General features: G+C 70.7%; 20 protein-coding genes. 12 read left to right on the plus strand and 8 right to left on the minus strand.

What is annotated here, in order from left to right:
- The first annotated feature begins 53 nt into the window (after positions 1-53).
- A complete protein-coding gene (locus BZG35_RS18035) occupies positions 54-221 on the plus strand; it encodes a hypothetical protein (RefSeq protein WP_171981979.1) in 168 nt (55 codons plus the stop codon).
- Positions 222-228: 7 nt separating this feature from the next.
- On the opposite strand, the gene BZG35_RS15420 is transcribed toward BZG35_RS18035, so the two are convergent.
- Positions 229-2,025, minus strand: coding sequence for a magnesium chelatase subunit D (locus BZG35_RS15420; protein ID WP_077356959.1), 1,797 nt, complete (start codon positions 2,023-2,025; stop codon positions 229-231).
- Positions 2,022-3,032 carry a magnesium chelatase ATPase subunit I gene (bchI, locus tag BZG35_RS15425; RefSeq protein ID WP_077356961.1) on the minus strand — a complete coding sequence of 337 codons (1,011 nt, stop codon included), beginning with the start codon at positions 3,030-3,032 and terminating at the stop codon, positions 2,022-2,024. Before bchI ends, BZG35_RS15420 begins: the two co-directional genes overlap by 4 nt.
- Before the next feature lie 95 nt (positions 3,033-3,127).
- On the opposite strand from bchI, the gene BZG35_RS15430 reads away from it, so the two are divergent.
- Both BZG35_RS15430 and BZG35_RS15435 read left to right on the plus strand, forming a co-directional pair.
- A complete protein-coding gene (locus BZG35_RS15430; RefSeq protein ID WP_171981980.1) occupies positions 3,128-4,417 on the plus strand; it encodes a DUF3422 family protein in 1,290 nt (429 codons plus the stop codon).
- Positions 4,418-4,558: 141 nt separating this feature from the next.
- A complete protein-coding gene (locus BZG35_RS15435; protein ID WP_253189197.1) occupies positions 4,559-5,059 on the plus strand; it encodes a cytochrome c family protein in 501 nt (166 codons plus the stop codon).
- 63 nt (positions 5,060-5,122) lie between these two features.
- Here BZG35_RS15435 and BZG35_RS15440 read toward each other — a convergent pair whose 3' ends face one another.
- The 6 genes from BZG35_RS15440 to BZG35_RS15465 form a co-directional block, all read right to left on the minus strand.
- Positions 5,123-5,374 carry a hypothetical protein gene (locus BZG35_RS15440; RefSeq protein WP_077356967.1) on the minus strand — a complete coding sequence of 84 codons (252 nt, stop codon included), beginning with the start codon at positions 5,372-5,374 and terminating at the stop codon, positions 5,123-5,125.
- A gap of 10 nt (positions 5,375-5,384) precedes the next feature.
- Positions 5,385-6,602, minus strand: coding sequence for a geranylgeranyl diphosphate reductase (locus BZG35_RS15445; protein ID WP_077356969.1), 1,218 nt, complete (start codon positions 6,600-6,602; stop codon positions 5,385-5,387).
- Positions 6,589-7,935: a BCD family MFS transporter gene (locus BZG35_RS15450; RefSeq protein WP_077356971.1), complete on the minus strand. Its 1,347-nt coding sequence runs from the start codon at positions 7,933-7,935 to the stop codon at positions 6,589-6,591. Before BZG35_RS15450 ends, BZG35_RS15445 begins: the two co-directional genes overlap by 14 nt.
- Positions 7,932-8,846 (minus strand): chlorophyll synthase ChlG, encoded by a 915-nt coding sequence (chlG, locus tag BZG35_RS15455; protein WP_077356973.1) that lies wholly within the window; start codon positions 8,844-8,846, stop codon positions 7,932-7,934. Before chlG ends, BZG35_RS15450 begins: the two co-directional genes overlap by 4 nt.
- Before the next feature lie 152 nt (positions 8,847-8,998).
- Complete coding sequence (ppsR, locus tag BZG35_RS15460) at positions 8,999-10,423, minus strand: transcriptional regulator PpsR (protein WP_077356975.1); 1,425 nt, start codon at positions 10,421-10,423, stop codon at positions 8,999-9,001.
- 31 nt (positions 10,424-10,454) lie between these two features.
- On the minus strand, positions 10,455-11,336 hold the full coding sequence (locus BZG35_RS15465) for a B12-binding domain-containing protein (protein ID WP_077356977.1): 882 nt from the start codon (positions 11,334-11,336) through the stop codon (positions 10,455-10,457).
- Positions 11,337-11,682: 346 nt separating this feature from the next.
- Here BZG35_RS15465 and bchF point away from each other — a divergent pair, with 346 nt between their 5' ends.
- From bchF to puhB, 9 genes are read left to right on the plus strand one after another with little or no spacing between them, the layout of a single operon-like run.
- Positions 11,683-12,330: a 2-vinyl bacteriochlorophyllide hydratase gene (bchF, locus tag BZG35_RS15470; protein WP_077356979.1), complete on the plus strand. Its 648-nt coding sequence runs from the start codon at positions 11,683-11,685 to the stop codon at positions 12,328-12,330.
- Entirely contained in the window at positions 12,327-13,667 is a 1,341-nt protein-coding gene (locus tag BZG35_RS15475) for a ferredoxin:protochlorophyllide reductase (ATP-dependent) subunit N (protein WP_077356981.1), read from the plus strand. Before bchF ends, BZG35_RS15475 begins: the two co-directional genes overlap by 4 nt.
- Positions 13,658-15,223, plus strand: coding sequence for a ferredoxin:protochlorophyllide reductase (ATP-dependent) subunit B (gene bchB / locus BZG35_RS15480; RefSeq protein ID WP_077356983.1), 1,566 nt, complete (start codon positions 13,658-13,660; stop codon positions 15,221-15,223). Before BZG35_RS15475 ends, bchB begins: the two co-directional genes overlap by 10 nt.
- Positions 15,224-15,269: 46 nt before the next feature.
- Positions 15,270-19,019: a magnesium chelatase subunit H gene (locus tag BZG35_RS15485; protein WP_253189198.1), complete on the plus strand. Its 3,750-nt coding sequence runs from the start codon at positions 15,270-15,272 to the stop codon at positions 19,017-19,019.
- A 34-nt stretch (positions 19,020-19,053) separates the two neighbouring features.
- The gene (gene bchL, locus BZG35_RS15490) at positions 19,054-19,944 is read left to right on the plus strand and encodes a ferredoxin:protochlorophyllide reductase (ATP-dependent) iron-sulfur ATP-binding protein (RefSeq protein ID WP_216351934.1); all 891 of its coding nucleotides are present in this window, start codon (positions 19,054-19,056) and stop codon (positions 19,942-19,944) included.
- The gene (gene bchM, locus BZG35_RS15495; protein ID WP_077356989.1) at positions 19,941-20,705 is read left to right on the plus strand and encodes a magnesium protoporphyrin IX methyltransferase; all 765 of its coding nucleotides are present in this window, start codon (positions 19,941-19,943) and stop codon (positions 20,703-20,705) included. Before bchL ends, bchM begins: the two co-directional genes overlap by 4 nt.
- Positions 20,699-22,180, plus strand: a complete 1,482-nt coding sequence (locus BZG35_RS15500) for a BCD family MFS transporter (protein ID WP_077356991.1) — start codon at positions 20,699-20,701, stop codon at positions 22,178-22,180. The genes bchM and BZG35_RS15500 overlap by 7 nt, the downstream gene beginning before the upstream one ends.
- A gap of 27 nt (positions 22,181-22,207) precedes the next feature.
- On the plus strand, positions 22,208-22,975 hold the full coding sequence (gene puhA, locus BZG35_RS15505; RefSeq protein WP_077356993.1) for a photosynthetic reaction center subunit H: 768 nt from the start codon (positions 22,208-22,210) through the stop codon (positions 22,973-22,975).
- Positions 22,972-23,661, plus strand: a complete 690-nt coding sequence (gene puhB / locus BZG35_RS15510; protein WP_077356995.1) for a photosynthetic complex putative assembly protein PuhB — start codon at positions 22,972-22,974, stop codon at positions 23,659-23,661. Before puhA ends, puhB begins: the two co-directional genes overlap by 4 nt.

Consider the following 23,661-nt stretch of genomic DNA (forward strand, 5'->3'; position numbering starts at 1 on the left):
CGCGGGCTTGAGTCTGCAGATGGCACAGCCCGGCCCAAAGGAGGCCCCGACCCATGGACGACAGTCTGATCCCCACCCTGGCCCTGGCCACCCTGCTGATCGTCGCCCTGATCGCGATCGTCGGTCTGGTGATGTTCAAGCGGAAGCCGGCCAACCAGCATCCGATGGACAAGGCCCCCGACGGGGCCATCGCCACCGTCCCCGTCGACGACAAGCCCTGAGCCCACGTCAGGCCTCCAGCTCGCGGACGACGTCGCGGACGCGGCCGGCCTCGACATAGGGCAGGGCCGCGAACCGGGCCCCCATGGCCTCGGCCAGTTTCGCCCCCTCGCCGCGCGGCCGGGGCGAGATGTCGATCAAGGCCCCGCGCAGGCCGGCGGCGCGGATGCGGCGGCAGGCGTTGAGGGCGTCTTGCTCGGCCCGCGTGCGGAAGGCCCCGCCGTCCAGGGCGATATTGCCGCGTCCGTCGGTCATGAACACCAGCAGGGGCGTTCGGCCCCTGGCCCGCTCGGCCATGGCCAGCAGGGCGGCGGCCTCGAACCCCGCCGCCAGGGGGGTCGTCCCGCCCCCCGCCAGTTCGGCCAACTGTTTCCGCGCCCGGGCCAGGGATCGGGTCGGCGGCAGCAGCAGGTCGGCACCGCTGCCTCGGAACGCGATCAGGGCCACCTGGGTGCGGCGCACATAGGCCTCGGCCAGCAGCAGTTCGACCGCCCCCTTGGTCTCGGCGAGGCGCTGCAGGGCGGCCGAGCCTGAGGCGTCGACGACGAAGATGACGGTCGACTCCGATCGCTGCTCGAACCGGCGGATGCGGAAATCGTCGCGGCGCACGCGCAACGGGCCGGCTGACCCCAGCGCCTTGCCGCGCAGGCGCTGCCACGGCGCGGCGGTCTTCAGGGTCTCGACCAGGTCCAGGCCGGCGCTGCCCTCGGGACGACCCGGGCGGGTCCCGATGCGGCGACCGCGCTTCGCGACCGGCAGACGGGCGCCGGACGCGCCGGACCGGGCCGGGGCGGCGCGGGACATCGTGCCGGTCGCGCCCCACAGGGCCTCCAGGCCTTCAGGCAGGGCCGCGCGCGCGGCGTCCAGGACGATGTCGTCCAGAGCGCCCTGGCCCGGGTCGGTCTCGTCGGGCCCGTCGTCCTCGCCTTCGCTCTGCTGATTGTCGGGCATGTCCGTGTCGTCCGGCTCCGATCCGGCCTCGGCCTTGTCGGGCTCGGCCTCGGGCGGCGGGGGCATGCGGGTGGCGCGGGGACTGAGGACCAGGCGGGCGGCGGTGGACAGGTCGTCGCGCTCGATCGTGTCCCGACCCTCCAGCGCCGCGAGGGCGGCGGCGGTGCGCAGGGCGAGGCGCGGGGCCCGCAGCGACCAGACCCCGAGCGCATCGGCGGCGGCGCAGACGGCGTGGATGGCGTCCTCACCGGGGGGCACGACCCGGGCCAGGGCCGCCCGGGCCTCGGCGATGTCGTCGGGCGTGGCGCTGATCGGCAGGGCGTCGCGATGGCCGATGGTGTCGAGTTCGAGGCGGAAGGCCAGACGCTCGACCAGGGCCTCGGGCGGATGCTCGTCCTCGAGGCCTTCGTCCAGGGCGATCAGCACGAAGCGGGTGGTCAGACGTTGGGCGACGCCGTCGCGCTCGATCTGGACCGCGCCGTCCTCCAGCACGCCCGCCAGGCGGGCGGCGACGCCGGTCGCCATCCGCTCGGCCATGGGGGCGATGACGACGCCCCGGTCGGCCTCGGCCAGCAGGCCGCGCTGAAGGATCCGCTGGCCCGAGCCCAGGGCGGCCGCCAGGTCCAGCCCGCCCAGCAGCCGGTCGTCGCCGATGGCCGGGGACATCCGCCGCCAGGCGGTCTCGGCCGGATACAGGGGGCGGAATCCCGCCAGCCAGGCGTCGCGCGTCGGCCCCGGCCCGGCCCGGATCACCGCCCCGCCCAGTTCCGGGTCGATGGCCAGAAGCGCGGCGGCCAGCATGGCGTCGGCCCACAGGTCCCGGGCACCGCTCTCCGGGGCCCCATCCTCGGTCATGCGGCCAGAAGCTCGTCCATGGCCCGCTCGATGCGGACGGTGGAGGCCTGTTCGTCCAGCGGGCCGCGGCGCAGGCGGTGGCGCAGGGCCATGGGGGCGATCTGGCGCAGATCCGCTTCCGTCACCGCGTCGCGCCGGTCCAGCGCCGCCCGGGCGCGGGAGGCGCGCAGGAGAGTCAGCTCGCCGCGAAGGCCGTCGGCCCCCACGGCCATGCACAGCCGCGACCCCATCTCCAGCACCGCGTCGGGGACGGCGATCGTCTCCAGCCGGGCCTGGGCCGCCGCGACCGTCTTGCGGATGGCGGCGTCCTTCGCTTTCCAGGTCCTGGCGAAACCCTCCGGATCGCGGTCGAAGGCGTCGCGGCGCTTCACCACCTCGACCCGCTCGGCCAAAGTGTCGGGAGTGCGGACCTCGACCGACAGGCCGAACCGGTCCAGCAGCTGCGGCCGCAGCTCGCCCTCCTCCGGATTGCCGCTGCCGACCAGGACGAAACGGGCCGGGTGGCGGATGCTGAGCCCCTCGCGCTCGACCACGTTCTCGCCCGACTGGGCGACGTCCAGCAGCAGGTCGACCAGATGATCCTCCAGCAGGTTGATCTCGTCGATATAGAGGAAGCCGCGATTGGCGCGGGCCAGCAGGCCGGGCTCGAACGCCTTTTCCCCCAGGGTCAGGGCGCGTTCCAGGTCCAGGGCCCCGACGACGCGGTCCTCGGTCGCCCCCAGGGGCATGTCGACGACGGGCGACGGGGTGGTGCCGACGCCGGTGTGTTTGCAGACGCCGTGGCAGGCCGGGCTGGGCCGGTCCGGTTCGCAGTTGAAGCGGCAGCCGGCGATGACCGGCAGGGCGGGCAGCAGGGCGGCCAGGCCGCGCACAGCCGTCGTCTTTCCGGAGCCGCGATCGCCGAACACCATGACCCCGCCCAGGGTCCGATCCACGGCGGCCAGCAGCAGGGCCTGCTTCATGTCCGCCTGACCGACGATGGCCGAGAAGGGGAAGACGACGCGCATAGTGTCCAATCCGTTTGACAGTTACGGTTTCATGCATGACCGTCCGGGTCAACGCATCGCGGTCGTCGGGATCGCCGTCTTCAGCCGAGGATGTCATGACCAGCGGGTCCGCCGCCGCCAGAGGCTGGCGCTACCATCCCCAGCGCGACGCCCTGCTGGCGGAGGCCCACGCCCGGCCGTTCACGCCCCTGGTCGGCCCGGCCCTGGTCACCCGCATCGCCACCCTGTCGGGCCAGGACGGGGAGAGCCGCGATCGCGAGCATATGACGGCCCTGTGCCGGCGGCTGGGCCAGTCCGAGCCGGGGCCCGGGGCCCGCTGGTGCGCTCTGGATGCCGGGTCCTGGCGGCTGCGCTGGGAGCGGCACACCGAGCTGTCGACCTGGACCTTCTTCCGCACACCGACCGGCGCGACGCCCTTCGCCGAGACCGCCCTGGACCTGGCCCCCGAAGACTGGCTGGCCGATCTGCCGGGCGAGGTGCTGGTGGCGACGCGGCTGGAGGTCTGGGCCGAGGTGGACGAGAAGGCCGCCGCCTCCATGTTCGGACTGGAGGTCGTGGGAGCCAGCCTGGCGGACGGGGCGGCCATCGCCCTGACCGACTTTCGCCCCGACGCCCAGGGGATGACGCGGTTCCTGATGCTGGCCCATGCGGGCGACGCGGCCCTGACCGGGCGGCTGGTCCAGGGGCTGCTGGAGGTGGAGACCTACCGTCTGATGGCCCTGCTCGCCTTTCCGGTCGCGGGCAGGACGGGTGGTGAGCTGTCGGCCATCGAAACGCGGGCGGCGCATCTGGCGCACCGGCTGGCCGAGGATTCCGACCCGGAGGCCGACCGCCAGCTGCTGGATCAGCTGGCCGGACTGGCGGGCGAGACCGAGGCCCTGATCGGGCGGACGGGCTTCCGCTTCGGGGCCGCCGCGGCCTATCACGGCATCGTCCGTGAACGGATCGAGATGCTGCGAGAGGACCATATCGAGGGCCTTTTGACCCTGGGCGAGTTCATGCAGCGGCGGCTGGATCCGGCCATGCGGACCTGCGATGCCGTGGCCGAGCGCCAGCGCGCCACCATCGACCGGATCGCCCGCATGGCCCAGATGCTGAACACCCGGGTCGAGGTGGCGGCCGAGGCGACCAGCGCGGCGCTGCTGGCCTCCATGGATCGACGGGCGGGCACTTCGCTGAAGCTGCAGCAGGCGGTCGAGGGCTTCTCGACCGTGGCCATCGCCTACTATGCCGTGGCGCTGCTGGGCTTTCCGCTGAAGGCCATCGAGCACGTCTGGGATCGGTTCGATGCCACGGTGGCGCAAGGCATTCTGGCTCCGCTGATCGTGTTCGCGGTCTGGGCCGGTCTGTCGGCCTGGCGGAAGCGGCTCGAGACGGAGCACTGAGGTCGCCGTGGGCTGCGTCAGTATGACCGCCGTTCGCGGAACCCGTGGTGTCCACCGCAGTTGACACTTCAAGGGGCAGGCCTAAGCTCGCTCCAAACCAAACCCAGGGAGCTGTCTATGCGTCGTTTCGGTATCGTAGGTATGGTCGCCGCCGGCGCCCTGCTCGGATTGTCCGCCTGCGGCGGTGGGGGTGAGGAACCCGCAGCTTCCGCCCCGGCTCCGGCCCCGACCGCCCCGGCCGCGGACGCCATGGCCCCCGCGCCGGCCCCGGCCGCCACGACCCCCGCCGCCGCGCCCGCCGCGGCCCCGGGCGCGACGCTGCAGTTCGCCAGCTTCACCGGCGACGCCACGGCCGGCCAACGCGTCTTCGCCCAGTGCCGCACCTGCCACGCCGTCGAGGCGGGCGTGAACCGCGTGGGCCCGTCGCTGCACGCCATCGTCGGACGCACGGCCGGGTCGATCGCCGACTACAACTACTCCGCCGCCAACAAGGCCAGCGGCAAGGTCTGGAACGAACAGACCCTGTTCGAGTACCTGGAAGACCCGCGCGCCTACATCCCCGGCACCAAGATGAGCTACGTCGGGCTGAAGAACCCGCAGCAGCGCGCCGACGTCATCGCCTATCTGAAGACCCAGGCCTGATCGTTTCGATCGGCTGAGGAACGGGCCCCGGCGGGAACGCCGGGGCCTTTTTCCTGTCTGCGATCAGCGCGCCAGGCGGCGGCGCAGATCGAGCAGATGCAGGGGGAAGGACGCCGCCAGGGCCAGGGCGATCCACGGCCAGCCCGCGCCGACCAGCGCCGCCCGCGCGGCCAGCAGGAGACAGACCCCCGGTCCGAACACGAGCAGAAGCGCATAGGCCGACAGGCGACGGGTGGCGAGCAATACGGCCGCCTCGATCGCCATGATGACTAGGATCAGATCGACGGCGTGACCGCTGGCGAAGAACCCGCTCACGGCCGACGTCTCACGCCGCGCGCAGGCCCAGCAGCTGGCCCATGTCCTTGAGGAAGATGCGGGCGTGGGCGGCGGGTTTGGCCCTGACCAGTTCCTTGTTCATATAGGCCTGCCAGGTCAGTTCCTGGATGTCGGGGTCGTCGCACAGGCCGACGAACCGCTCGCGCCGCTTGTCGGAGCGGTACCAGAAATGCTGCATGATCCCGAGGACCATGAAGACCTTGCCATGGGCCTTCATGAACCGCTTGCGCGCCTGGGTCAGGGCCTTGGCCCGGCCCGTCGACAGGGTCGCTTCGACGGCTTCCGCCGCCAGTCGGCCGCCCTCCATGGCATAGTAGATTCCCTCCCCGGAGGCCGGAGCCACCACGCCGGCGGCGTCCCCCGCCAGGACGACGTCGCGGCCGTTGTCCCAGCGTTTCATCGGCTTGAGCGGGATCGGTGCGCCTTCGGTGCGAACGGTCTCGCAGTCGGTCAGGCCGGCCACCTGGCGCAGGGCGGTGACGGCGGTCCGCAGGGAGAAGCCCTTCTGCATCGAGCCGACCCCGATGGACGCCGTATCCCCGTGCGGGAAGATCCAGGCGTAGAAGTCGGGCGACAGCTTGCCCTGGTACCAGACGTCGCAGCGCCGGGGCTCGAAGTCGGCGGCCCCGGCGGCGGGGGCCTTGATGATCTCGTGATAGGCGAAGACGTAGCGCTGTTTGTCGGCCCCCTTGACCGCCTGGGCGGCGACGTTCGACCGGGCCCCGTCGGCGCCGATGATGGTGCGGGCGCGGACCGTGATGGCCGGGTCGTCCTTCGCCGCGCCGGCCGGCCGATACACGACCAGGGCGGAGCCGTCGGCCTCGCGCTCGATGCGGTCGAAGGTGCCGGTGCGGCGCTGGGCCCCGGCGCTTTCGGCCCGGGCGCGCAGCCATTCGTCGAAGGCCTCGCGGTTGACCATGCCGACATAGCCGCCCTCGATCGGCATCAGGACGCGGCGGTCCGACGGGGCGATCATGCGGGCCTCATTGGCCTTGGCGCAGATCAGGCCGTCGGGGATGTCGAAATCCTTGATCAGCCGGGGCGGGATGGCCCCGCCGCACGGCTTGATGCGGCCCTGGCGATCCAGCAGCAGGACGGTGCGGCCCTGCTGGGCCAGATGGCGTGCGGCGGTCGATCCGGACGGACCGCCGCCGACGACGACGCAGTCGAAGGTTTCCGCGACGATGCCGGGTTCAGGCCTGGACATGGTCGGCTCCTGGAACGGGGGTAAAGGCGGGGGCGGCCGGGCGCGCGGCCCCGCCGATGCGGGTGGCGATGACGGCGGCGGCGATGAACAGGGCTGCCTCGAGGGCGAAGACGGTCAGGAAGGCGGTGGCGTCCTGGGCAAAGACGCGGCGGCCGAGGTCGACCCCGACCGCGCCAAGGAAGCCGCCCAGCGCGAAGGCGATCGCCTGGGCCGCGCCCCAGACGCCCATGCGGATGCCCTCGCGGCCGCCGGCCGGCTGTCCGTCCGCGTCCGCCCCGGCCAGCGCCATCATCGAGCCGATGGCCGCGACCGCGAAGACGCCGTTGAAGACGCCGAGGCCGAAGACGGTCGGCGAGATCGGCCAGCCTGGGCCGACCGAAGCGGCCACCGCCAGCAGGATCAGGGCGGCCGCCGAGCCGACGCAGCCGAGGATGGTCCAGCCACGCATCCAGCCCTGGCCGCGTCCGCCGACCAGACCGCCCGCCGCCCCGACCAGGATCATGCCCAGCAGGACGCCGCCGTGCTGAACGCCCGACATCTGGGTCGACTGCCCCGGCGTCATGCCGAAGACCAGGCCGGCGAAGGGCTCCAGGATCAGGTCCTGAGCGCTGTAGGCCACCATCGACACGAAGACGAAGACGCCGAACAGGCGGGCGCGGGGGTCGGCCAGGGTCTCTTTCAGCACGGCGTTGAAGCTCGGCCTCGGCTCGGCCGAGGCAGGGACCGGCACGGCCTCGCCCTCCACGCCCCAGACGCCGAGCAGCGTCACGACGAAGGCGATCAGGGCGATGCCGCTGGCGATCAGGGCCAGGCGCTGCATCGAAAAGGGATCCAGCAGGGCCCCCGCCACCCCGGCGGTGATGACGATGCCGACGATCATCAGGATCCAGGTCAGGGCCGCGGCGGCCGGACGGCGCGCCGGCGTCACCCGGGTGGCCAGCAGGGCCAGCAGCGAGGTGCCCGAGGCTCCGACGCCCGCGCCGATCAGGCTGTAGGCGACCAGGGCCAGGACGATCCCGGCGACCGGAGAGCCCGCCATGAGGGCCGTGGCATTGGCGGCCAGCAGCGCCCCCAGGGCGAGGACTCCCATGCCGCCGATGATCCAGGGGGTGCGGCGACGGCCCATGTCCGAGCCATGGCCCCAGCGGGGGCGCGACAGCTGGACCCCATAGTGCCAGGCGACCAGGGCGGCGGGCAGGGCCACGGGCAGGGCCAGCTCCACCGCCATCACCCGGTTGAGGGTCGAGGTGGTCAGGACCACGATCGAGCCCAGCGAGGCCTGGACCAGGCCCAGCCGGACGATGCCCAGCCATCCCAAGGGCGCGCGGGTCATGCGGCACCTCCCGCCAGGCCACGCACGGCGAAGGCGGAGACCAGCATGCCGATCACATACAGCGTGGTGCCCGTGGCGTTGTACCAGGGGGTGAATTTGCGCGGATCGCCGAGCAGCCGGGCCATCAGACCCAACTGCACCGCCAGCAGGGCCGCGACCGCCAGGGCGTGCCAGGGCTGGTTCCAGGCCACCAGCAGCAGAGTCAGCACGATCACCTGGGGGGCCGCCATGACGGCGCAGGCGATGCGGGCGGCGGAGTCGACGCCCAGCTCGGCCGGCAGGGATTTCAGCCCCAGCCGGCGGTCGCCCTCGACCGCCTTGAAGTCGTTCAGGACCATGATGCCATAGGCCCCGAAGCTGTAGAGGGCGGCCAGCACCAGCACCGGGGCGTGCGGCAGGGCCCCGGCCATGACGGCGGCGCCTGTGAACCAGGTCAGACCCTCATAGGACAGGGCCACGGCGAAGGGGCCCGTCACCCCGTCGCGCTTCAGCCGGAACGGCGGGGCGCTGTAGGCCCAGGCGAGGGCCAAACCCAGCAGGGTCGCGCCCAGCACCCAGGGGCCGGTCAGGGCCGCCACGACGACCGATAGGCCGGTCCACAGGACGGCGATATAGAGCCCCCACCGACCGGGGATTCGGCCCGAGGGAATGGGGCGGGCGGGTTCGTTGATCGCGTCGACATGCCGATCGAACCAGTCGTTGACCGCCTGGCTGGTGGCACAGACGAGCGGACCCGTCAGGGCGATTCCCGCGATCAGGAACGGCCAACGATCCTGGAACGGCATACCCGACGAGACCACGCCGCACATGAAGGCCCACATCGGCGGGAACCAGGTGACGGGCTTGAACAGCACCAGCACCGCCGCCGGAGAGGGGATGGAAAGCGTCGGCGTGTCGAGCGTGCTGGCCATACCGCACCGTCGCTTGGACAGTCGAAAGTGTCAACGTGGATTGACAGTCTTTAAGGCGCGCTACCGCTGGGCTCGCGGAGCCTCGCTGCTTGAGCGCGGTTTAAAGGCGCTAACGTCGGCTCGTCAGCCTCGCTGGCTGAGAGCGCGGTGGCTCAGTCGTCGAGGTCGCCGAGGCCGTAGCGCCGGAGTTTGGAGTAGAGGCTCTGGCGGCTGAGCCCGAGGACATCGGCGGCCGAGGCGCGGTTGTCCGACGTGAGGGTCAGGGCCGCCTCGATGCACAGTTTCTCGATCAGGTCGGTGGATTCGCGCACGATGTCCTTCATCGGCACGCGGCCGATCAGATGCGTCAGCTGCTCGACCGACTGCGACACGGGCCCACCGATCGGAGCCGCGACGGGGGCCGGGGCCGGGCGGCGGGCGACGTTGCGGATGCTGAAGCCATAGGTGGGGCGGGTGTCGTCGGGCACCACCACGGCGGTGACCTCGACGTCTTCCTGATCGCCGAACTGGCTGCGGACGACGGTGGCGAAGTTGCGCAGCGCGCCATGGTCGCGCAGCTGCGCCAGCATGATCTTCAGATCGATCTGCGGCCGGCCCACGAACCGGTCCAGCGGCAGGTTGGTCGCCTCTTCCCGGCTGGCCAGATGGGTCAGGTCCAGGAAGGCCGGGTTGGCCGTCAGGATCCGCAGGTCGGTGTCGGTGACCACGAAGGCATCCGAAATGCGCGCCAGCACCGCCGTCAGGGCCGCATTGGGATCGATTCCCTGGGCGATCGCATCGGGCGTCAACCGGACCAGCAGGGAGGCGGTGCGGTCATGACGGAACATGGAGGCGGACAGCAGGCAGCGGCTGCCATTGGCCAGTTTGACCGAGACCGCTTCGCTGGCCGTGCTGCTGGTGGCCGAGTCCAGCAGGTCGGCGGCGTCCGTCTGGCTGGCGCGGTCCAGCAGGACGCTGAAACCCTGCCCGAGCAGGCCGCTTTCCTCGCGGCCGGTGATCCGGGCCACGGCGGGATTGGCCTCGCGGATCTTGCGGCTGGGGGCGTCCAGGATCAGCACGGCCTCGGACGCGCTCTGGAACAGCAGGCGATAGCGCGCCTCGGCCTGACGCAGGCGCAGATAGTCGCGCTCGACCGACTGCTGAACCTGCATCAGCCGCTGCTGCAGCGCGGCGGAGCCCTGCAGATCGCGGCCCAGCACGATGACGCGACCGTCGTCGCCGGCGCTCAGGGCGAAATAACGGATCGGTACATCGCCGTCGTCGGCCGGATGATTGATCTCGCGCCAGCGTGACGGCTTGCCCGCGGCGGCGTCGGCCAGCATTTCGGAGATCTTGTGTCGGCTCTCGCCCGTGACCGTCTCGATCCACGGCTGGTCCACCCAGTCGCCGATCCCGTTGCGCGCCAGGTCGTTGGACGAGACCGCCGCGTCGCGCACGATGCCGTCGCGATCCAGCACGAGGGCGACGTCGCTGGCAGCCGCGACCACGCCCGCCGTGGCCTCGACGGTCAGTCCCTCAAGCGCCGTCGCGGGACGCCGGAACGGCATAGTGACCGGCGGGGACGAAAGAAGGGTCATCAAAGGCCATTATCGGTCCTGTGCCGCTTCTTCAAGCTGCGGAGTGTTGGGAAGCGAATAGCCGCGCGGCGGTCTTCACCGCCTCGCGCGCATCCGTGGCGGTCTGGTCGGCCCCGACCTGGACGACCCGTTCGGGGTGGTCGGAAAAGGCCCTTCCGCCGACCATGACCCGCACCGCACCGTTTCGCGACACGGCGCGCAGGCGCGCGATCAGCGGCGTCAGGGGCTCCAGCCAGCGTTCATTGGCCATGGAGAAGCCGATCAGGTCGAAGCGTTCGGCCTGGACGAGCGCCTCCAGATCCTGGGCGGTCGCGTCGGGCATGCAGATGGTGCGCCAGCCCGCCTGCCGGAAATACTCGACCACCATGATCAGTCCGAAGGAGTGCTGATCGCCGGGGGTCAGGGCGAACAGCGCCGTGCGCCCATCGCCCCCGCCATCTTCGACATGGACGCGGTCGGCGAACTCATAGACCAGCTGCTGCAGCCGGCACAGGCCGACGGTCACGTCGGCGAAGGTGCAGTCATCCCGCTCCCACCACTCGCCGAGCAGCTTGGCCGCGGGCGACAGCAGCTCGAAATAGATTCCCTCGACGGAGACGCCGCGGCGCATCAGGAACTCGACCTGATCGACCAGGCGCGCCAGGTCGGCGACCATCGCATCGCGCGCGAAGGCTGCCAGTTCATCCGAGGCGATGACGCCCAGGTTCATGGGGATGACTTCGCTGCGGCCGTTCTGGTGGGCGGCGAGCAGTCGGGGGATGATCTCGCCCTCGATCAGCTGGGCCAGGTCGATCGGCGAGGGCACATCCTTGCGCTCCGCCCCGGCGCGTCGGAACCGCAGAACGTTCTCACCATCGCCCGAGGGCGGCGCGGTTCTGTCGGGCGCGCCCTCGGCGCGGTGAACGTAGGCCATCGACCCTCCTCCCCGGAGCGTGATCTGGTACGTCAGGCGTGATCCCCACCCACCCGGCGAAGTGTTTCCTCATCCAACCGGCGGCCTTGGGAGAGGCCGCCGGACCGTCGCATGCCCTGGCCCGCTCCGGTCGCCTGAGATGGCGATCTCCTGGATTGCGGGACTGGGCGCAGGCCCGTCACTTCCACTTACAGGCGACATTGGGTCCACCGAACGGCGCTCGAGTCAAGCCGCGCCCCCGCCTCCAAGTGTCAAATGGTATTTACGTCCAATCTATTTGACACATGCGTAGAGACGGACCTAGGTTTCGATATCGTCCCTATCCGGGGGCGACCGGAGTCGGTCGATGTCGTCGAGCGCGATCCATCATTCAGCGGGCCACCACAGCCCTTTCAACAGCGGCCTGAAGGCGACGCTGAACCGCCAGTTCAGCGGCTTGATCGATCGGCTGGCCCCCTGTCCGTGGACCGCCCACACCGGCCAGCACAGCGTGATCCATGTCGGCGCGGGGGTCAGTATGGTGGCCCGCCCGCTCTACACGCCGGACGAGCGCGTCCGGCGCAACACGACGGTCTGGACCCTGGTCCAGGGCGTCCTGGCCCCGGTCCAGTTCCTGGCCTTCGGCATCAGTGTCGTCTTCGTCATCCGCTACCTGGCGACCGGTGAAGGCGCGGCCGCCGCGACCGTCTCGGTCCTGATCAAGACGATGCTGCTGTACACCATCATGGTGACCGGCGCGGTGTGGGAGAAGGTCGTCTTCGGCCGGTACCTGTTCGCCCCGTCCTTCTTCTGGGAGGACGTCTTCTCGATGCTCGTGCTGGCGCTGCACACGGCCTACCTGACCATGGTGCTGCTTCAGATCGGCACGCCGCGCGATCAGCTGATCCTCGCCCTGACGGCCTATGCGGCCTACGTCATCAACGCAGCCCAGTTCGTCTGGAAGCTGCGGATGGCGCGACTGGAAACGCCTACGCGCGCCCTGGTCGGCACATGAGCGAGGCCTTCGTCCTCGATGCGCCTTCATCCGTCGGCGGATGTTCGACGGCCCCGGTGCTGCGCGAGCGGGGACAACGTGAGGTTTTCTGTGGATTAACCGGAATCGTCTGGCTGCATCGCAAGATGCAGGACGCCTTCTTCCTCGTCGTCGGCTCGCGCACCTGCGCCCACCTGATCCAGTCGGCGGCCGGGGTGATGATCTTCGCCGAGCCGCGCTTCGCCACCGCCATCATGGAGGAGAAGGATCTCGCCGGCCTGACCGACACCAATGACGAACTGGACCGGGTGGTCGATCGTCTGCTGGCGCGCCGCCCCGACATCAGACTGCTGTTCCTGGTAGGCTCCTGCCCGTCGGAGGTCATCAAGCTGGACCTCAGCCGCGCCGCCGGCCGCCTGTCGGCCAAGCACAGCCCCAAGGTGCGCGTGCTGAACTATTCGGGCAGCGGCATCGAGACCACCTTCACCCAGGGCGAGGACGCCTGCCTGGCCGCCCTGGTGCCGCAGATGACCGAGGCCCCGGCGAACGCCGAGCCCTCCCTGCTGATCGTCGGGGCCCTGCCCGACGTGGTCGAGGACCAGTTCCGCCGCCTGTTCGCCGCCATGGACATCGCCCGCGTCGAGGCCCTGCCCGCCCGCAGGATTGCCGACCTGCCCAGCGTCGGGCCCAACACCCGTTTCCTGCTGGCCCAGCCCTTCCTTGGCGACACCGGCAGGGCCCTGGAGGATCGCGGCGCGGTCCGGCTGGACGCCCTGTTCCCGTTCGGGGCCGAGGGCACGACCGACTGGCTGCACGCCGCCGCCCAGGCCTTCGGAGTCGACGAACTGAAGTTCCGCGCCGTCGTCGCCCCGGGCCGCGAACGCGCCGCCCGCGCGCTGGAAAAGGTCCGGCCCGCGCTGGAAGGCCGGTCGATCTTCTTCTTCCCCGACAGCCAGCTGGAAGTGCCGCTGGCGCGGTTCCTGTCGCGCGAGCTGGGCATGGTGCCGCTGGAAGTCGGCACCCCCTATCTGCACCGCACCCATCTGGCCAAGGAACTGCCCCTGCTGCCGGGCGCGACCCGCCTCAGCGAAGGTCAGGACGTGGATCGCCAGCTGGACCGCTGCCGCGCCGCCCGCCCCGACCTGTCGGTCTGCGGCCTGGGCCTGGCCAATCCGCTGGAGATGGAAGGCCTGACGACCAAATGGTCGATCGAGCTGGTGTTCTCGCCGGCGCATGGCTTCGACCAGGCGGCCGATCTGGCCGAGCTGTTCGCCCGCCCGCTGAACCGGCGCGACCGTCTGTCGGACGCCATCGTGCCCGCCCGCCCTGCCCGTCGGGAGGTCGCGCCGTGCAGCTGACCGTCTGGACCTATGAGGGCCCGCCCCATGTCGGGGCGATGCGGATCGCCACGGCGATGGAGGGGCTGCACTACGTGCTGCACGCGCCCCAAGGCGACACCTACGCCGACCTGCTGTTCACGATGATCGAGCGGCGCGGGACCCGCCCGCCGGTCACCTACACCACCTTCCAGGCGCGCGACCTGGGCACCGACACGGCCGAGCTGTTCAAGACCGCCGTCATCGACGCCCATGCCCGCTTCCAGCCCCAGGCCATGATCGTCGGGGCCTCCTGCACCGCCGAGCTGATCCAGGACGATCCGGCGGGCATGGCCCTGGCCATCGGCCTGCCGATCCCGGTCATCCCGCTGGAGCTGCCCAGCTACCAGAAGAAGGAAAACTGGGGCGCGGCCGAGACCTTCCGCCAGCTGGTCCGTCACCTGACCCCGCCGGTCGGGCGGACGCCGATGGCGGGCCGCCGTCCGTCCTGCAACATCCTGGGGCCCACGGCTCTGGGCTTCCGCCACCGCGACGACGTGGTCGAGATCACCCGCCTGCTGGAGCGGATCGGCGTCGACATCAATGTGACCGCGCCGCTGGGGGCCACGCCCGCCGATATCGCCCGCCTGGGGGCCGCCGACTTCAACATCGTTCTGTATCCCGAGATCGCCGGCGAGGCCGCCAAACAGCTCGAGAAGATGTGCGGGCAGCCGTCGGTAAAGACGGTGCCGCTGGGCTATGGCGCGACGATCGACTTCATCCACGAGGTCTGCGCCCTGACCGGGCTGGATCCCGCGCCGGTGCTGGACGGCGTCCCGTCGCGGATGCCCTGGTGGTCGCGCTCGGTGGATTCCACCTATCTGACCGGCAAGCGGGTGTTCGTGTTCGGCGACGCCACCCACGTCATCGCCGCGGCCCGGGTGGCCTCCGAGGAGCTCGGCTTCGATGTCGTCGGCATGGGCTGCTACAATCGCGAGTTCGCCCGCGAGGTCCGCGCCGCCGCCGCCGTCCTGGGCCTGACCGCCCTGATCACCGACGACTATCTGGAGGTCGAGGACGCCATCGCGGCCCTGCAGCCCGAACTGGTGCTGGGCTCGCAGATGGAGCGTCACATCGCCAAGCGGCTGCGCATTCCCTGCGCCGTCATCTCGGCCCCCTTTCACGTCCAGGACCACCCGGCCCGCTATTCGCCCCAGATGGGGTTCGAGGGGGCCAACGTCCTGTTCGACACCTGGGTGCATCCGCTGGTCATGGGGCTGGAAGAGCACCTGCTGCACATGTTCCGCGACGACTTCGAGTTCTCCGACGAAGCGGGCGCATCGCATCTGGGCGGACACGGCGCCGGGGCCGCGCGTCCGGCCGTGCCGGTCCAGACCGAGGTCCTGGCCTCCACGGAAGTCGCCTCGGTCTCTTCGGAGATCGTCTGGGCCGCCGACGCCGAGGCCGAGCTGAGGAAGATCCCCTTCTTCGTGCGCGGCAAGGCCCGGAAAAACACGGAACGCTTCGCCGCGGAGCATGGCCTGGCGACCATCGGGGTGGAGACGCTGTACGATGCGAAATCGCACTACAGCCGCTGACCCCGCGCACCCGCCCCTCCCCAACTCAAGGGGGGCGACGCCACGGGTGCGAGTCGTCATCGTCACGCTCGACAACCACCTGGCCGGGGCGGTGGCCCAGGCCGAGGCCGAACTGCGCCGGACCGTGCCCGGCCTGACCGTGGCGCTGCACGCCGCCTCGGTCTGGGGCAGCGACCCGGTCGCTCTGGAGGCCTGTCTGGCCGACATCGCCACCGGCGACCTGGTCATCGCCTCGATGCTCTTCGTCGACGACCACGTCCAGAAGGTCCTGCCGGCGCTGAAGGCCCGCAACGAGGCATGCGACGCCATGGTCTGCATGATGTCGGCGGCCGAGGTCGTGAAGCTGACCAAGATGGGCCCTTACCGCATGGACGGGTCCACCAAGGGTCCACTGGCCATGCTGAAGAAGCTGCGCGGGAACACCAAGGCCACCGGCGGCGTGCCCGGCGAGAAGCAGATGGCCATGCTGCGCCGCCTGCCCAAGATCCTGGCCTTCGTGCCCGGCACGGCCCAGGACGTGCGCGCCTATTTCCTGACCCTGCAGTACTGGTTCGCGGGCTCGACCGAGAACATGGTGTCGATGGTCCGCTATCTGGTGGACCGCTACGCCGACGGCGAGCGCCGGGCCCTGCGGGGCACGATGAAGGCTGCCGCCCCGGTCGAATATCCGGAGATCGGCGTCTATCACCCGCGGCTCGAGAGCCGGATGGCCGAGAGCGTCGACGCCCTCCCGACCCACGAGGGTGCGAATGGCACGGTCGGCCTGGTGATCCTGCGCTCCTATGTGCTGGCCGGCGACGCGGCCCACTATGACGGGGTGATCGAGGCGTTCGAGGCGCGCGGCGTCCGGGTCATCCCCGCCTTCGCCAACGGGCTGGACGCGCGCCCGGCCATGGACGCCCTGTTCATGAAGGACGGCCGTCCGGTGGTCGACGCCCTGATCAACCTGACCGGCTTCTCCCTGGTCGGGGGCCCGGCCTACAACAATGCCGACGCCGCGGCCGAGGCTCTGGCGCGGTTCGACGTCCCCTACGTCTCGGCCCACCCGCTGGAGTTCCAATCGTTCCAGCAGTGGAGCGCGGGCGGACAGGGGCTGCTCCCGCTGGAGGCCACGATGATGGTCGCCATTCCCGAGCTGGACGGCGGCATCGCGCCGATGATGTTCGGCGGGCGCACCGACGGATCGGGCGCGCCCTGCACCGGCTGCACCCGGCGCTGCTCCTTCCCCGGCGTGGACGCCAAGGCCATGGCGGCCTGTCCCGAGCGGGCCGGGACCCTGGCCGACCGGGTCGGCAAGATGATCGCCCTGCGCCGCTCCGAGCGGGCCGAGCGCAAGATCGCGGCGGTCCTGTTCAACTTCCCGCCCAACGCCGGGGCCGCCGGAACGGCCGCCCAGATGTCGGTTTGGGCCAGTCTGCACAAGACCCTCATCCGCCTGGCCGCCGATGGCTATACCGTCGAGGTCCCCGACAGCGTCGAGGCCCTGCGTGAGACGCTGCTGGAGGGCAATGCCGGCCGCTACGGCACGGACGGCAATGTCCACGTCCGCATCCCGGCCAACGAGCATGTCCTGCGCGAACGCTGGCTGAACGACATCGAGGCGGTCTGGGGCCCGGCCCCGGGCAAGTCCCTGGCCAACGGCTCCTCGATCTTCGTGCTGGGGGCCCAGTTCGGCAACGTGTTCGTCGGCCTGCAGCCGCCCTTCGGCGTCGAGGGCGATCCGATGCGGCTGATGTTCGAGGGCGGGTTCGCCCCCACCCACGCCTTCAGCGCCTTCTACCGCTGGATCCGCGAGGATTTCGGGGCCCATGCCGTGCTGCATTTCGGCACCCACGGGGCGCTGGAGTTCATGCCCGGCAAACAGACCTCCCTGTCCGAGGCCTGCTGGCCCGACCGGCTGATCGGCGACCTGCCGAACCTGTATCTGTATGCGGCCAACAACCCGTCCGAGGGCATGATCGCCAAGCGGCGTTCGAACGCGACCCTGATCAGCTACATCACCCCGCCGATCAACGATGCCGGCCTGTACAAGGGCCTGCTGGACCTGAAGGCCCTGGTCGATCGCTGGCGCGCCACCGAGATCGAGGCCTCGGCCGAACGCGCCGCTTTGACCCCGATGATCTTCGAGGCGGCGGAGGCGCTCAATTTGGAGCGCGGACCTCCAGGTCCGCATGCGCGGCACGATGCGGACCTGGAGGTCCGCGCTCCGAGTGACGAAGCCCGCGTCAACGCCCTGATCGCGACGCTGCAGGAGCTGGAACAGACTCTGATCCCCAACGGCCTGCATGTGCTGGGCGAGGCCTTCAGCCGGGACGAGCGCATCGACCTGCTGCTGGCCGTGGCCGAGGCGCGCGAGGGACCCAAGCCGGGCCGGGAGGCCGTCCAGGCCCTGGTCGACGGGGCCGATGCCCGCACGGCGCTCGGCATCAGCGGCCTGGCCTCAGACGCCGCCGGGGTCGAGCTGTTCCGCCACCTGCAGGCGACCGATGTCTCGCTGTCGACCAACCCGGAGATGGAGGCCCTGGTCGCGGCGCTGGACGGCGGGTACGTGAGGCCGTCGCCGGGCGGCGACCTGCTGCGCACGCCCGAGATGCTGCCGACCGGCCGCAACATCCACGGGTTCGACCCCTTCCGCATCCCCTCGGCCTATGCCGTCGCCGATGGCGTGCGTCAGGCCGACCGTCTGCTGGCCAGGCACCGCGAGGAGACCGGCAGCCTGCCGGAATCCATGGCCATCGTCCTGTGGGGGACCGACAATCTGAAGAGCGAGGGCGGGCCGATCGCCCAGGCCATGGCCCTGATGGGGGCGCGTCCGCGCTTCGACGGCTACGGCCGGCTGTGCGGGGCCGAGCTGGTGTCGCTGGAGGACCTCGGCCGGCCGCGCGTCGATGTGGTCGCCACGGTCTCCGGCATCTTCCGCGATTTGCTGCCGCTGCAGATGAAGATGCTGGCCGACGCCGCCTGGCTGGCCGCCACGGCCGACGAGCCGATCGAACGGAATTTCGTCCGCAAGCGCGCCCTGGAGCATCAGGGCAAGCTGGGCTGCGACATGGAGACCGCGTCCCTGCGCGTCTTCTCCAATGCCGAGGGGGCCTACGGGGCCTCGGTCAATTCCCTGATCGACTCCGGGGCCTGGACCGAGGAGGGCGAACTGGCCGACGCCTTCGAGAGCCGCAAGGGCTTCGCCTATGGCCGCAACGGCAAGCCGATGAAACAGCCAGCCCTGCTGACCAGCGCCTTGGCCGGCATCGACCTGGCCTATCAGAACCTCGACTCCGTCGACCTGGGCGTCACCACCATCGACCACTACGTCGACACCCTGGGCGGGGTGGCCAAGTCGGCCGAACGCGCGCGCGGCAAGGCCTCGCCCGTCTATATCGGCGACCAGACCCAGGGCGAGGGCAAGGTCCGCACCCTGGCCGAACAGGTCACGCTGGAAAGCCGCACCCGGGTGCTGAACCCGCGCTGGTTCGAGGGTCAGCTGAAGCACGGCGCCGAAGGCGTCCGCGCCATCGAGGCCCAGGTGACCAACACCCTCGGCTGGTCGGCCACGACCGGCGATGTCCAGCCCTGGGTCTATCAGGAGATCAGCGAGACCTTCGTGCTGGACGCCGCGATGCGCGAGCGGATGGCCGCCCTGAACCCCAAGGCCTCGGCCCGCATGGCCAACCGTCTGCTGGAAGCGTCCGACCGCGCCTACTGGGCCCCGGACGCGGCCACGCTGCAGGCCCTGCGCGACGCCGCCGACGAACTCGAAGACCGCCTCGAAGGCCTCACCCCCGCCGCGGCGGCGTGAGGACCAAGGACCGATCATGAGCATCACCCTCGAAATGCCCCAGACCCTGAAGCGCCGTCCCCCGGACGGAGCCGGATCGGTCCAGGTCGAGATGGACGCGACGCTGAACATCGGCACGGCCAAGGTCTTCGCCGTCTATGGCAAGGGCGGGATCGGCAAGTCGACGACCAGCTCCAACCTGTCGGCCGCCTTCTCCCTGCTCGGCAAGCGGGTGCTGCAGATCGGCTGCGACCCCAAGCACGACTCGACCTTCACCCTGACCAAGCGGCTGGTCCCCACCGTCATCGACGTGCTGGAGACGGTGAATTTCCACTCCGAGGAGCTGCGCCCCGAGGACTATGTCTATGAGGGCTTCAACGGGGTGCGCTGCGTCGAGGCGGGGGGCCCGCCGGCCGGCACCGGCTGCGGCGGCTATGTCGTCGGCCAGACGGTCAAGCTGCTGAAGGAACACCACCTGCTGGAAGACACCGATGTGGTGATTTTCGACGTGCTGGGCGACGTGGTCTGCGGCGGCTTCGCCGCCCCCCTCCAGCACGCCGAGCGGGCGCTGGTGGTGACCGCCAACGATTTCGACAGCATCTTCGCGATGAACCGCATCGTCGCGGCCATCAAGGCCAAGTCGAAGAACTATCAGGTCCGTCTGGGCGGCATCATCGCCAACCGCAGCGCCGGTACCGACGAGATCGACCGGTTCAACGCCGCCATCGGCCTAAAGCGCATCGCCCATTTCGCCGACCTGGACGAGATCCGCCGCAGCCGACTGAAGAAGTCGGTCGTGTTCGAGATGGACGGCTCGCCCGCCCTGGAGGCCGCCAAGGCCGAATACATGCGCCTGGCCCAGTCGCTGTGGGACGGCATGGACCCGATCGAGGCCGAGCCGATGCGCGATCGCGACATCTTCGAATTCCTGGGGTTCGACGCATGACCGCCGTTGACGCCACCGGAGCGCGGACCTCCAGATCCGCCTCTTCCTTAAACACCGCCAAGGGCGGACCTGGAGGTCCGCGCTCCTACGACGTCTATCGCGAACGTCTTCAAGACTATTTCGACCGCACGGCGCTGGACGCCTGGGCCCAGCTGACCTCGGACGCGCCGGTCTCCAAGATCCGCGCCACCGTCCGCGCCGGCCGCGACGAGATGCGCAATGTGCTGCTGTCGTGGATGCCCGCCGACCTGAGCGGCCTGCGGATCCTCGACGCCGGCTGCGGCACCGGGGCCCTGGCCGTCGAGGCGGCCCGGCGCGGTGCGGATGTGGTCGCCATCGACGTCTCGGCCAGCCTGGTCACCATCGCCCGCGAACGCGCCACGAAAGACCTGAAGGGCAGCATCGACTGGCGCGCGGGCGACATGATGTCGGCCGATCTGGGCAGCTTCGACCACGTGGTCGCCATGGACAGCCTGATCCATTACCGCACCGACGACATCGTCGATGTGCTGGCCTCCCTGTCGGCGCGGACGCGGGGCTCGATCGTCTTCACCGTCACGCCGCGGACCCCGGCCCTGATACTGATGCTAGCGGCGGGGAAACTGTTCCCGCGCGCCGACCGCGCCCCGGCCATCGCCCCCGCCCAGATCGCCGCCCTGTCGCGCCGTCTGGCGGCCCTGCCCGGCTGTGCGGTCGGCCGGTCGCGCCGGGTTCAGGGCGGCTTCTATACCTCTCAGGCGCTGGAGCTGATCCGGTGCTGAACGACCTGCTTCTGCAAAGGGTAGCGGAGAGAGCCGCGCGCAAGGCGAACCTGGGCGACGCCCGGGCGCAGTGGGCGCGCCTGATCACCGCCTGCCTGCCCTTTGCCGATGCGGCCACGACCGAGCTTCCCCTGCGCCGCCTGCTGCGGCTGTCGCTGTTCCAGGTCTCGGTCGGCATGACCACCGTCCTGCTGACCGGCACCCTGAACCGGGTTCTGATCGTCGAGCTGAACGTGCCCGCCGTCCTGGTCGCGGCCATGGTCGCCATTCCTTTCCTGTTCGCCCCGCTGCGGGCCCTGATCGGCCACCGGTCCGACACCCACCGGTCGCACCTGGGCTGGCGGCGCGGGCCCTATATCTGGTTCGGATCCCTGCTGCAGTTCGGCGGCCTGGCCATCATGCCCTTCGCCCTGCTGATCAGCGGCGGCCACGGCACCGGGGCCGCGTGGATCGGCCATCTGGCGGCGGTCGTCGCCTTCCTGCTGGTCGGGGCCGGGGTGCACACCACCCAGACCGCCGGCCTAGCCCTGGCCAACGACCTGGCCCCCGAACATGCGCGGCCCCGGGTGGTCGCCCTGCTCTATGTCATGCTGCTGGTCGGCATGCTGATCTCGGGCGTCCTGATGGGCCTGATCCTGGCCGACTTCGCCGAGGTCAAGCTGGTCGGTGTGGTCCAGGGCGCGGCCGTCCTGGCGATCGTGCTGAACATGGTCGCCCTGTGGAAACAGGAGGCCCAGGACCTGGCCCTGACCGCCAAGGACAAGCCTCGCGCGGAGTTCAAGGCCGCCTGGGCCGAGTTCTCGGCCGGGGGCCGGGCCAGCCGCCTGCTGGTCGCGGTGGGTCTAGGGGCCGCCGCCTTCTCGATGCAGGACGTGTTGCTGGAGCCCTATGGAGGCGAGATCCTGGACCTGTCGGTCGGCCAGACCACCGCCCTGACCGCCCTGTGGTCGGCCGGCACCCTGGCCGGCCTGGCCCATGCCGCGCGGCAGCTCGGCCGGGGCGCGGAAGCGCACCGGATGGCCGGTCATGGGCTGGTGTTCGGTATCCTGGCCTTCGTGGCCGTGATCTTCGGCGGCGTGCTGTCCCTGACCCCGGTCTTCTGTCTCGGCGTGGTCCTGATCGGTCTGGGCGGCGGGATCTTCTCGGTCGGCACCCTGACCAGCGCCATGGCCCTGGCCCGCGACGGCCGGTCGGGGATCGCGCTCGGAGCCTGGGGCGCGGTCCAGGCCACGGCCGTGGGGCTGGCCATCTTCGTCGGCGGCGGCCTGCGCGACCTGGTCTCGCACCTGGCCGACTCCGGCCTGCTGGGCCCGGCCATGAGCACGCCCGCGACCGCCTATGTCGTCGTCTATCACCTCGAGATCGGCCTGTTGTTCGCCGCCCTCGCCGCGATCGGGCCCCTGGCCCGCTACGCCCCGCCCGCCGCCGCGTCCCACGAACTCTCAAGGTTCGGCCTCGCCGACCTGCCCGCCTGATGCCCCGGTCCAAAAGGAACCCCTGATATGGACAGTCCCTATCTCTTTGGTGATTTCGATGCGGCGGAGTTCTGCCTCATCGCCTTCTTCCTGTTCTTCGCCGGCCTGGTCTTCTACCTGCGCCGCGAGGACCGTCGCGAAGGCTATCCGCTGGAAGACGACGTGACCGGGCGCAAGGAGCCGCTGGGGGGTCTGTTCTTCACGGCCCAGCCCAAGACCTTCATCCTGCCCCACGGCCACGGCACCCGCACCCTGCCGCGGGCCGACAACCGCGACACCCAGGTCCTGGCCGCGCGGCGCAGCGCCATGACCGACGGCTCGCCGATCGAGCCGACCGGCAATCCCCTGCTCGACGGCATCGGCCCCGGTGGTTACGCCCAGCGGCCGAACTATCCCGACCTGACCATCGACGGCCTGGCCCGGATCGTGCCGATTCGCGTCGCCCCGGACTTCGTGGTGTCGCACCATGACACCGAGCCGCGGGGCCTGCCGGTGCTGGGCTGCGACGGTCTGAAGGGCGGCGTGGTCTCTGACCTGTGGGTCGACCGCTCCGAGCAGCTGATCCGCTACATCGAGGTCGATGTGGGGGCCCGCAAGGTGCTGCTGCCGATGAACATGGCGGTCGTCGGGGCCCGGGCGGTCAAGGTCAATGCCATCACGGCGGCGCAGTTCGCCGAGGTCCCGGGCACGCAGAGTGCCGATCAGGTTACCCTGCTCGAGGAGGAACGGATCGTCGGCTACTACGGCGGCGGCCACCTCTATGCGACGCGGGACCGTCAGGAGCCCTGGCTATGAGCGAGTACGAACACGCCGACGAACCCGTCCGCGGCCTGCCCGGGCATCTGCCGGCGGGCGAACACATCCTGTGGCAGGGGGCCCCTGACTGGCGCACCCTGGCCCGGACGGCGCTGCACACGCACTTGGTCGGCGGCTATTTCGGCCTGCTGGCGGTCTGGAACGTCGGCAGCGGCCTGGCGTCCGGCAAGTCGGTGGGACAGGCGGTCACGGCGGGGGTCCTGACCCTCGCGGCGGGCGCCGCGGCGATCGCCCTGTTGACCCTCTACGCCTGGCTGGCGGCCCGCTCCACGGTCTATACGATGACCAACAAGCGGTTCGTGCTGCGCCACGGCGTGGCCCTGTCGAAATGCTTCAACATCCCCTACGGCGCGGTCGCCTCGGCCGGGCTGAAGCTGGACGGCCAGGGCGTGGGCGACATCCCCCTGGGCCTCGCGGGCGACGTCAAGATCGCCTACCCGCACCTGTGGCCGCACGTCCGCCCCTGGTCCTTCGTCAACCCCCAGCCGATGATGCGCGCCCTGCCGGACGCCGCCGCCGTCGCCGAACGCCTGAGCCTGCAGCTGCAGCGGGCCGCCGCGGCCGCCGACCGGCCCTTCGTCGCCGAACCCGCCCGCCAGCCCACCCGCCCGACCACCGCCGCCTCCGGAAGCGCGGCCTCGGGTGGCCAGCCGGCCGCCGCCTGA

It is taken from the genome of Brevundimonas sp. LM2, from assembly GCF_002002865.1.
Classification (GTDB): Bacteria; Pseudomonadota; Alphaproteobacteria; order Caulobacterales; family Caulobacteraceae; genus Brevundimonas.

What these genes read in the sequence shown, in the direction of transcription:
- BZG35_RS18035 (WP_171981979.1), top strand. Translation starts at nt 54, where the DNA reads ATGGACGACAGTCTGATCCCCACCCTGGCCCTGGCCACCCTGCTGATC.
- BZG35_RS15445 (WP_077356969.1), bottom strand. Translation starts at nt 6,602, where the DNA reads ATGTCCAGGCCTGAACCCGGCATCGTCGCGGAAACCTTCGACTGCGTC.
- chlG (WP_077356973.1), bottom strand. Translation starts at nt 8,846, where the DNA reads ATGGCCAGCACGCTCGACACGCCGACGCTTTCCATCCCCTCTCCGGCG.
- bchF (WP_077356979.1), top strand. Translation starts at nt 11,683, where the DNA reads ATGTCGTCGAGCGCGATCCATCATTCAGCGGGCCACCACAGCCCTTTC.
- BZG35_RS15475 (WP_077356981.1), top strand. Translation starts at nt 12,327, where the DNA reads ATGAGCGAGGCCTTCGTCCTCGATGCGCCTTCATCCGTCGGCGGATGT.
- BZG35_RS15430 (WP_171981980.1), top strand. Translation starts at nt 3,128, where the DNA reads ATGACCAGCGGGTCCGCCGCCGCCAGAGGCTGGCGCTACCATCCCCAG.
- BZG35_RS15435 (WP_253189197.1), top strand. Translation starts at nt 4,559, where the DNA reads ATGGTCGCCGCCGGCGCCCTGCTCGGATTGTCCGCCTGCGGCGGTGGG.
- bchL (WP_216351934.1), top strand. Translation starts at nt 19,054, where the DNA reads ATGCCCCAGACCCTGAAGCGCCGTCCCCCGGACGGAGCCGGATCGGTC.
- BZG35_RS15450 (WP_077356971.1), bottom strand. Translation starts at nt 7,935, where the DNA reads ATGACCCGCGCGCCCTTGGGATGGCTGGGCATCGTCCGGCTGGGCCTG.
- BZG35_RS15465 (WP_077356977.1), bottom strand. Translation starts at nt 11,336, where the DNA reads ATGGCCTACGTTCACCGCGCCGAGGGCGCGCCCGACAGAACCGCGCCG.
- bchI (WP_077356961.1), bottom strand. Translation starts at nt 3,032, where the DNA reads ATGCGCGTCGTCTTCCCCTTCTCGGCCATCGTCGGTCAGGCGGACATG.
- ppsR (WP_077356975.1), bottom strand. Translation starts at nt 10,423, where the DNA reads ATGACCCTTCTTTCGTCCCCGCCGGTCACTATGCCGTTCCGGCGTCCC.
- puhA (WP_077356993.1), top strand. Translation starts at nt 22,208, where the DNA reads ATGGACAGTCCCTATCTCTTTGGTGATTTCGATGCGGCGGAGTTCTGC.
- puhB (WP_077356995.1), top strand. Translation starts at nt 22,972, where the DNA reads ATGAGCGAGTACGAACACGCCGACGAACCCGTCCGCGGCCTGCCCGGG.
- BZG35_RS15420 (WP_077356959.1), bottom strand. Translation starts at nt 2,025, where the DNA reads ATGACCGAGGATGGGGCCCCGGAGAGCGGTGCCCGGGACCTGTGGGCC.
- bchM (WP_077356989.1), top strand. Translation starts at nt 19,941, where the DNA reads ATGACCGCCGTTGACGCCACCGGAGCGCGGACCTCCAGATCCGCCTCT.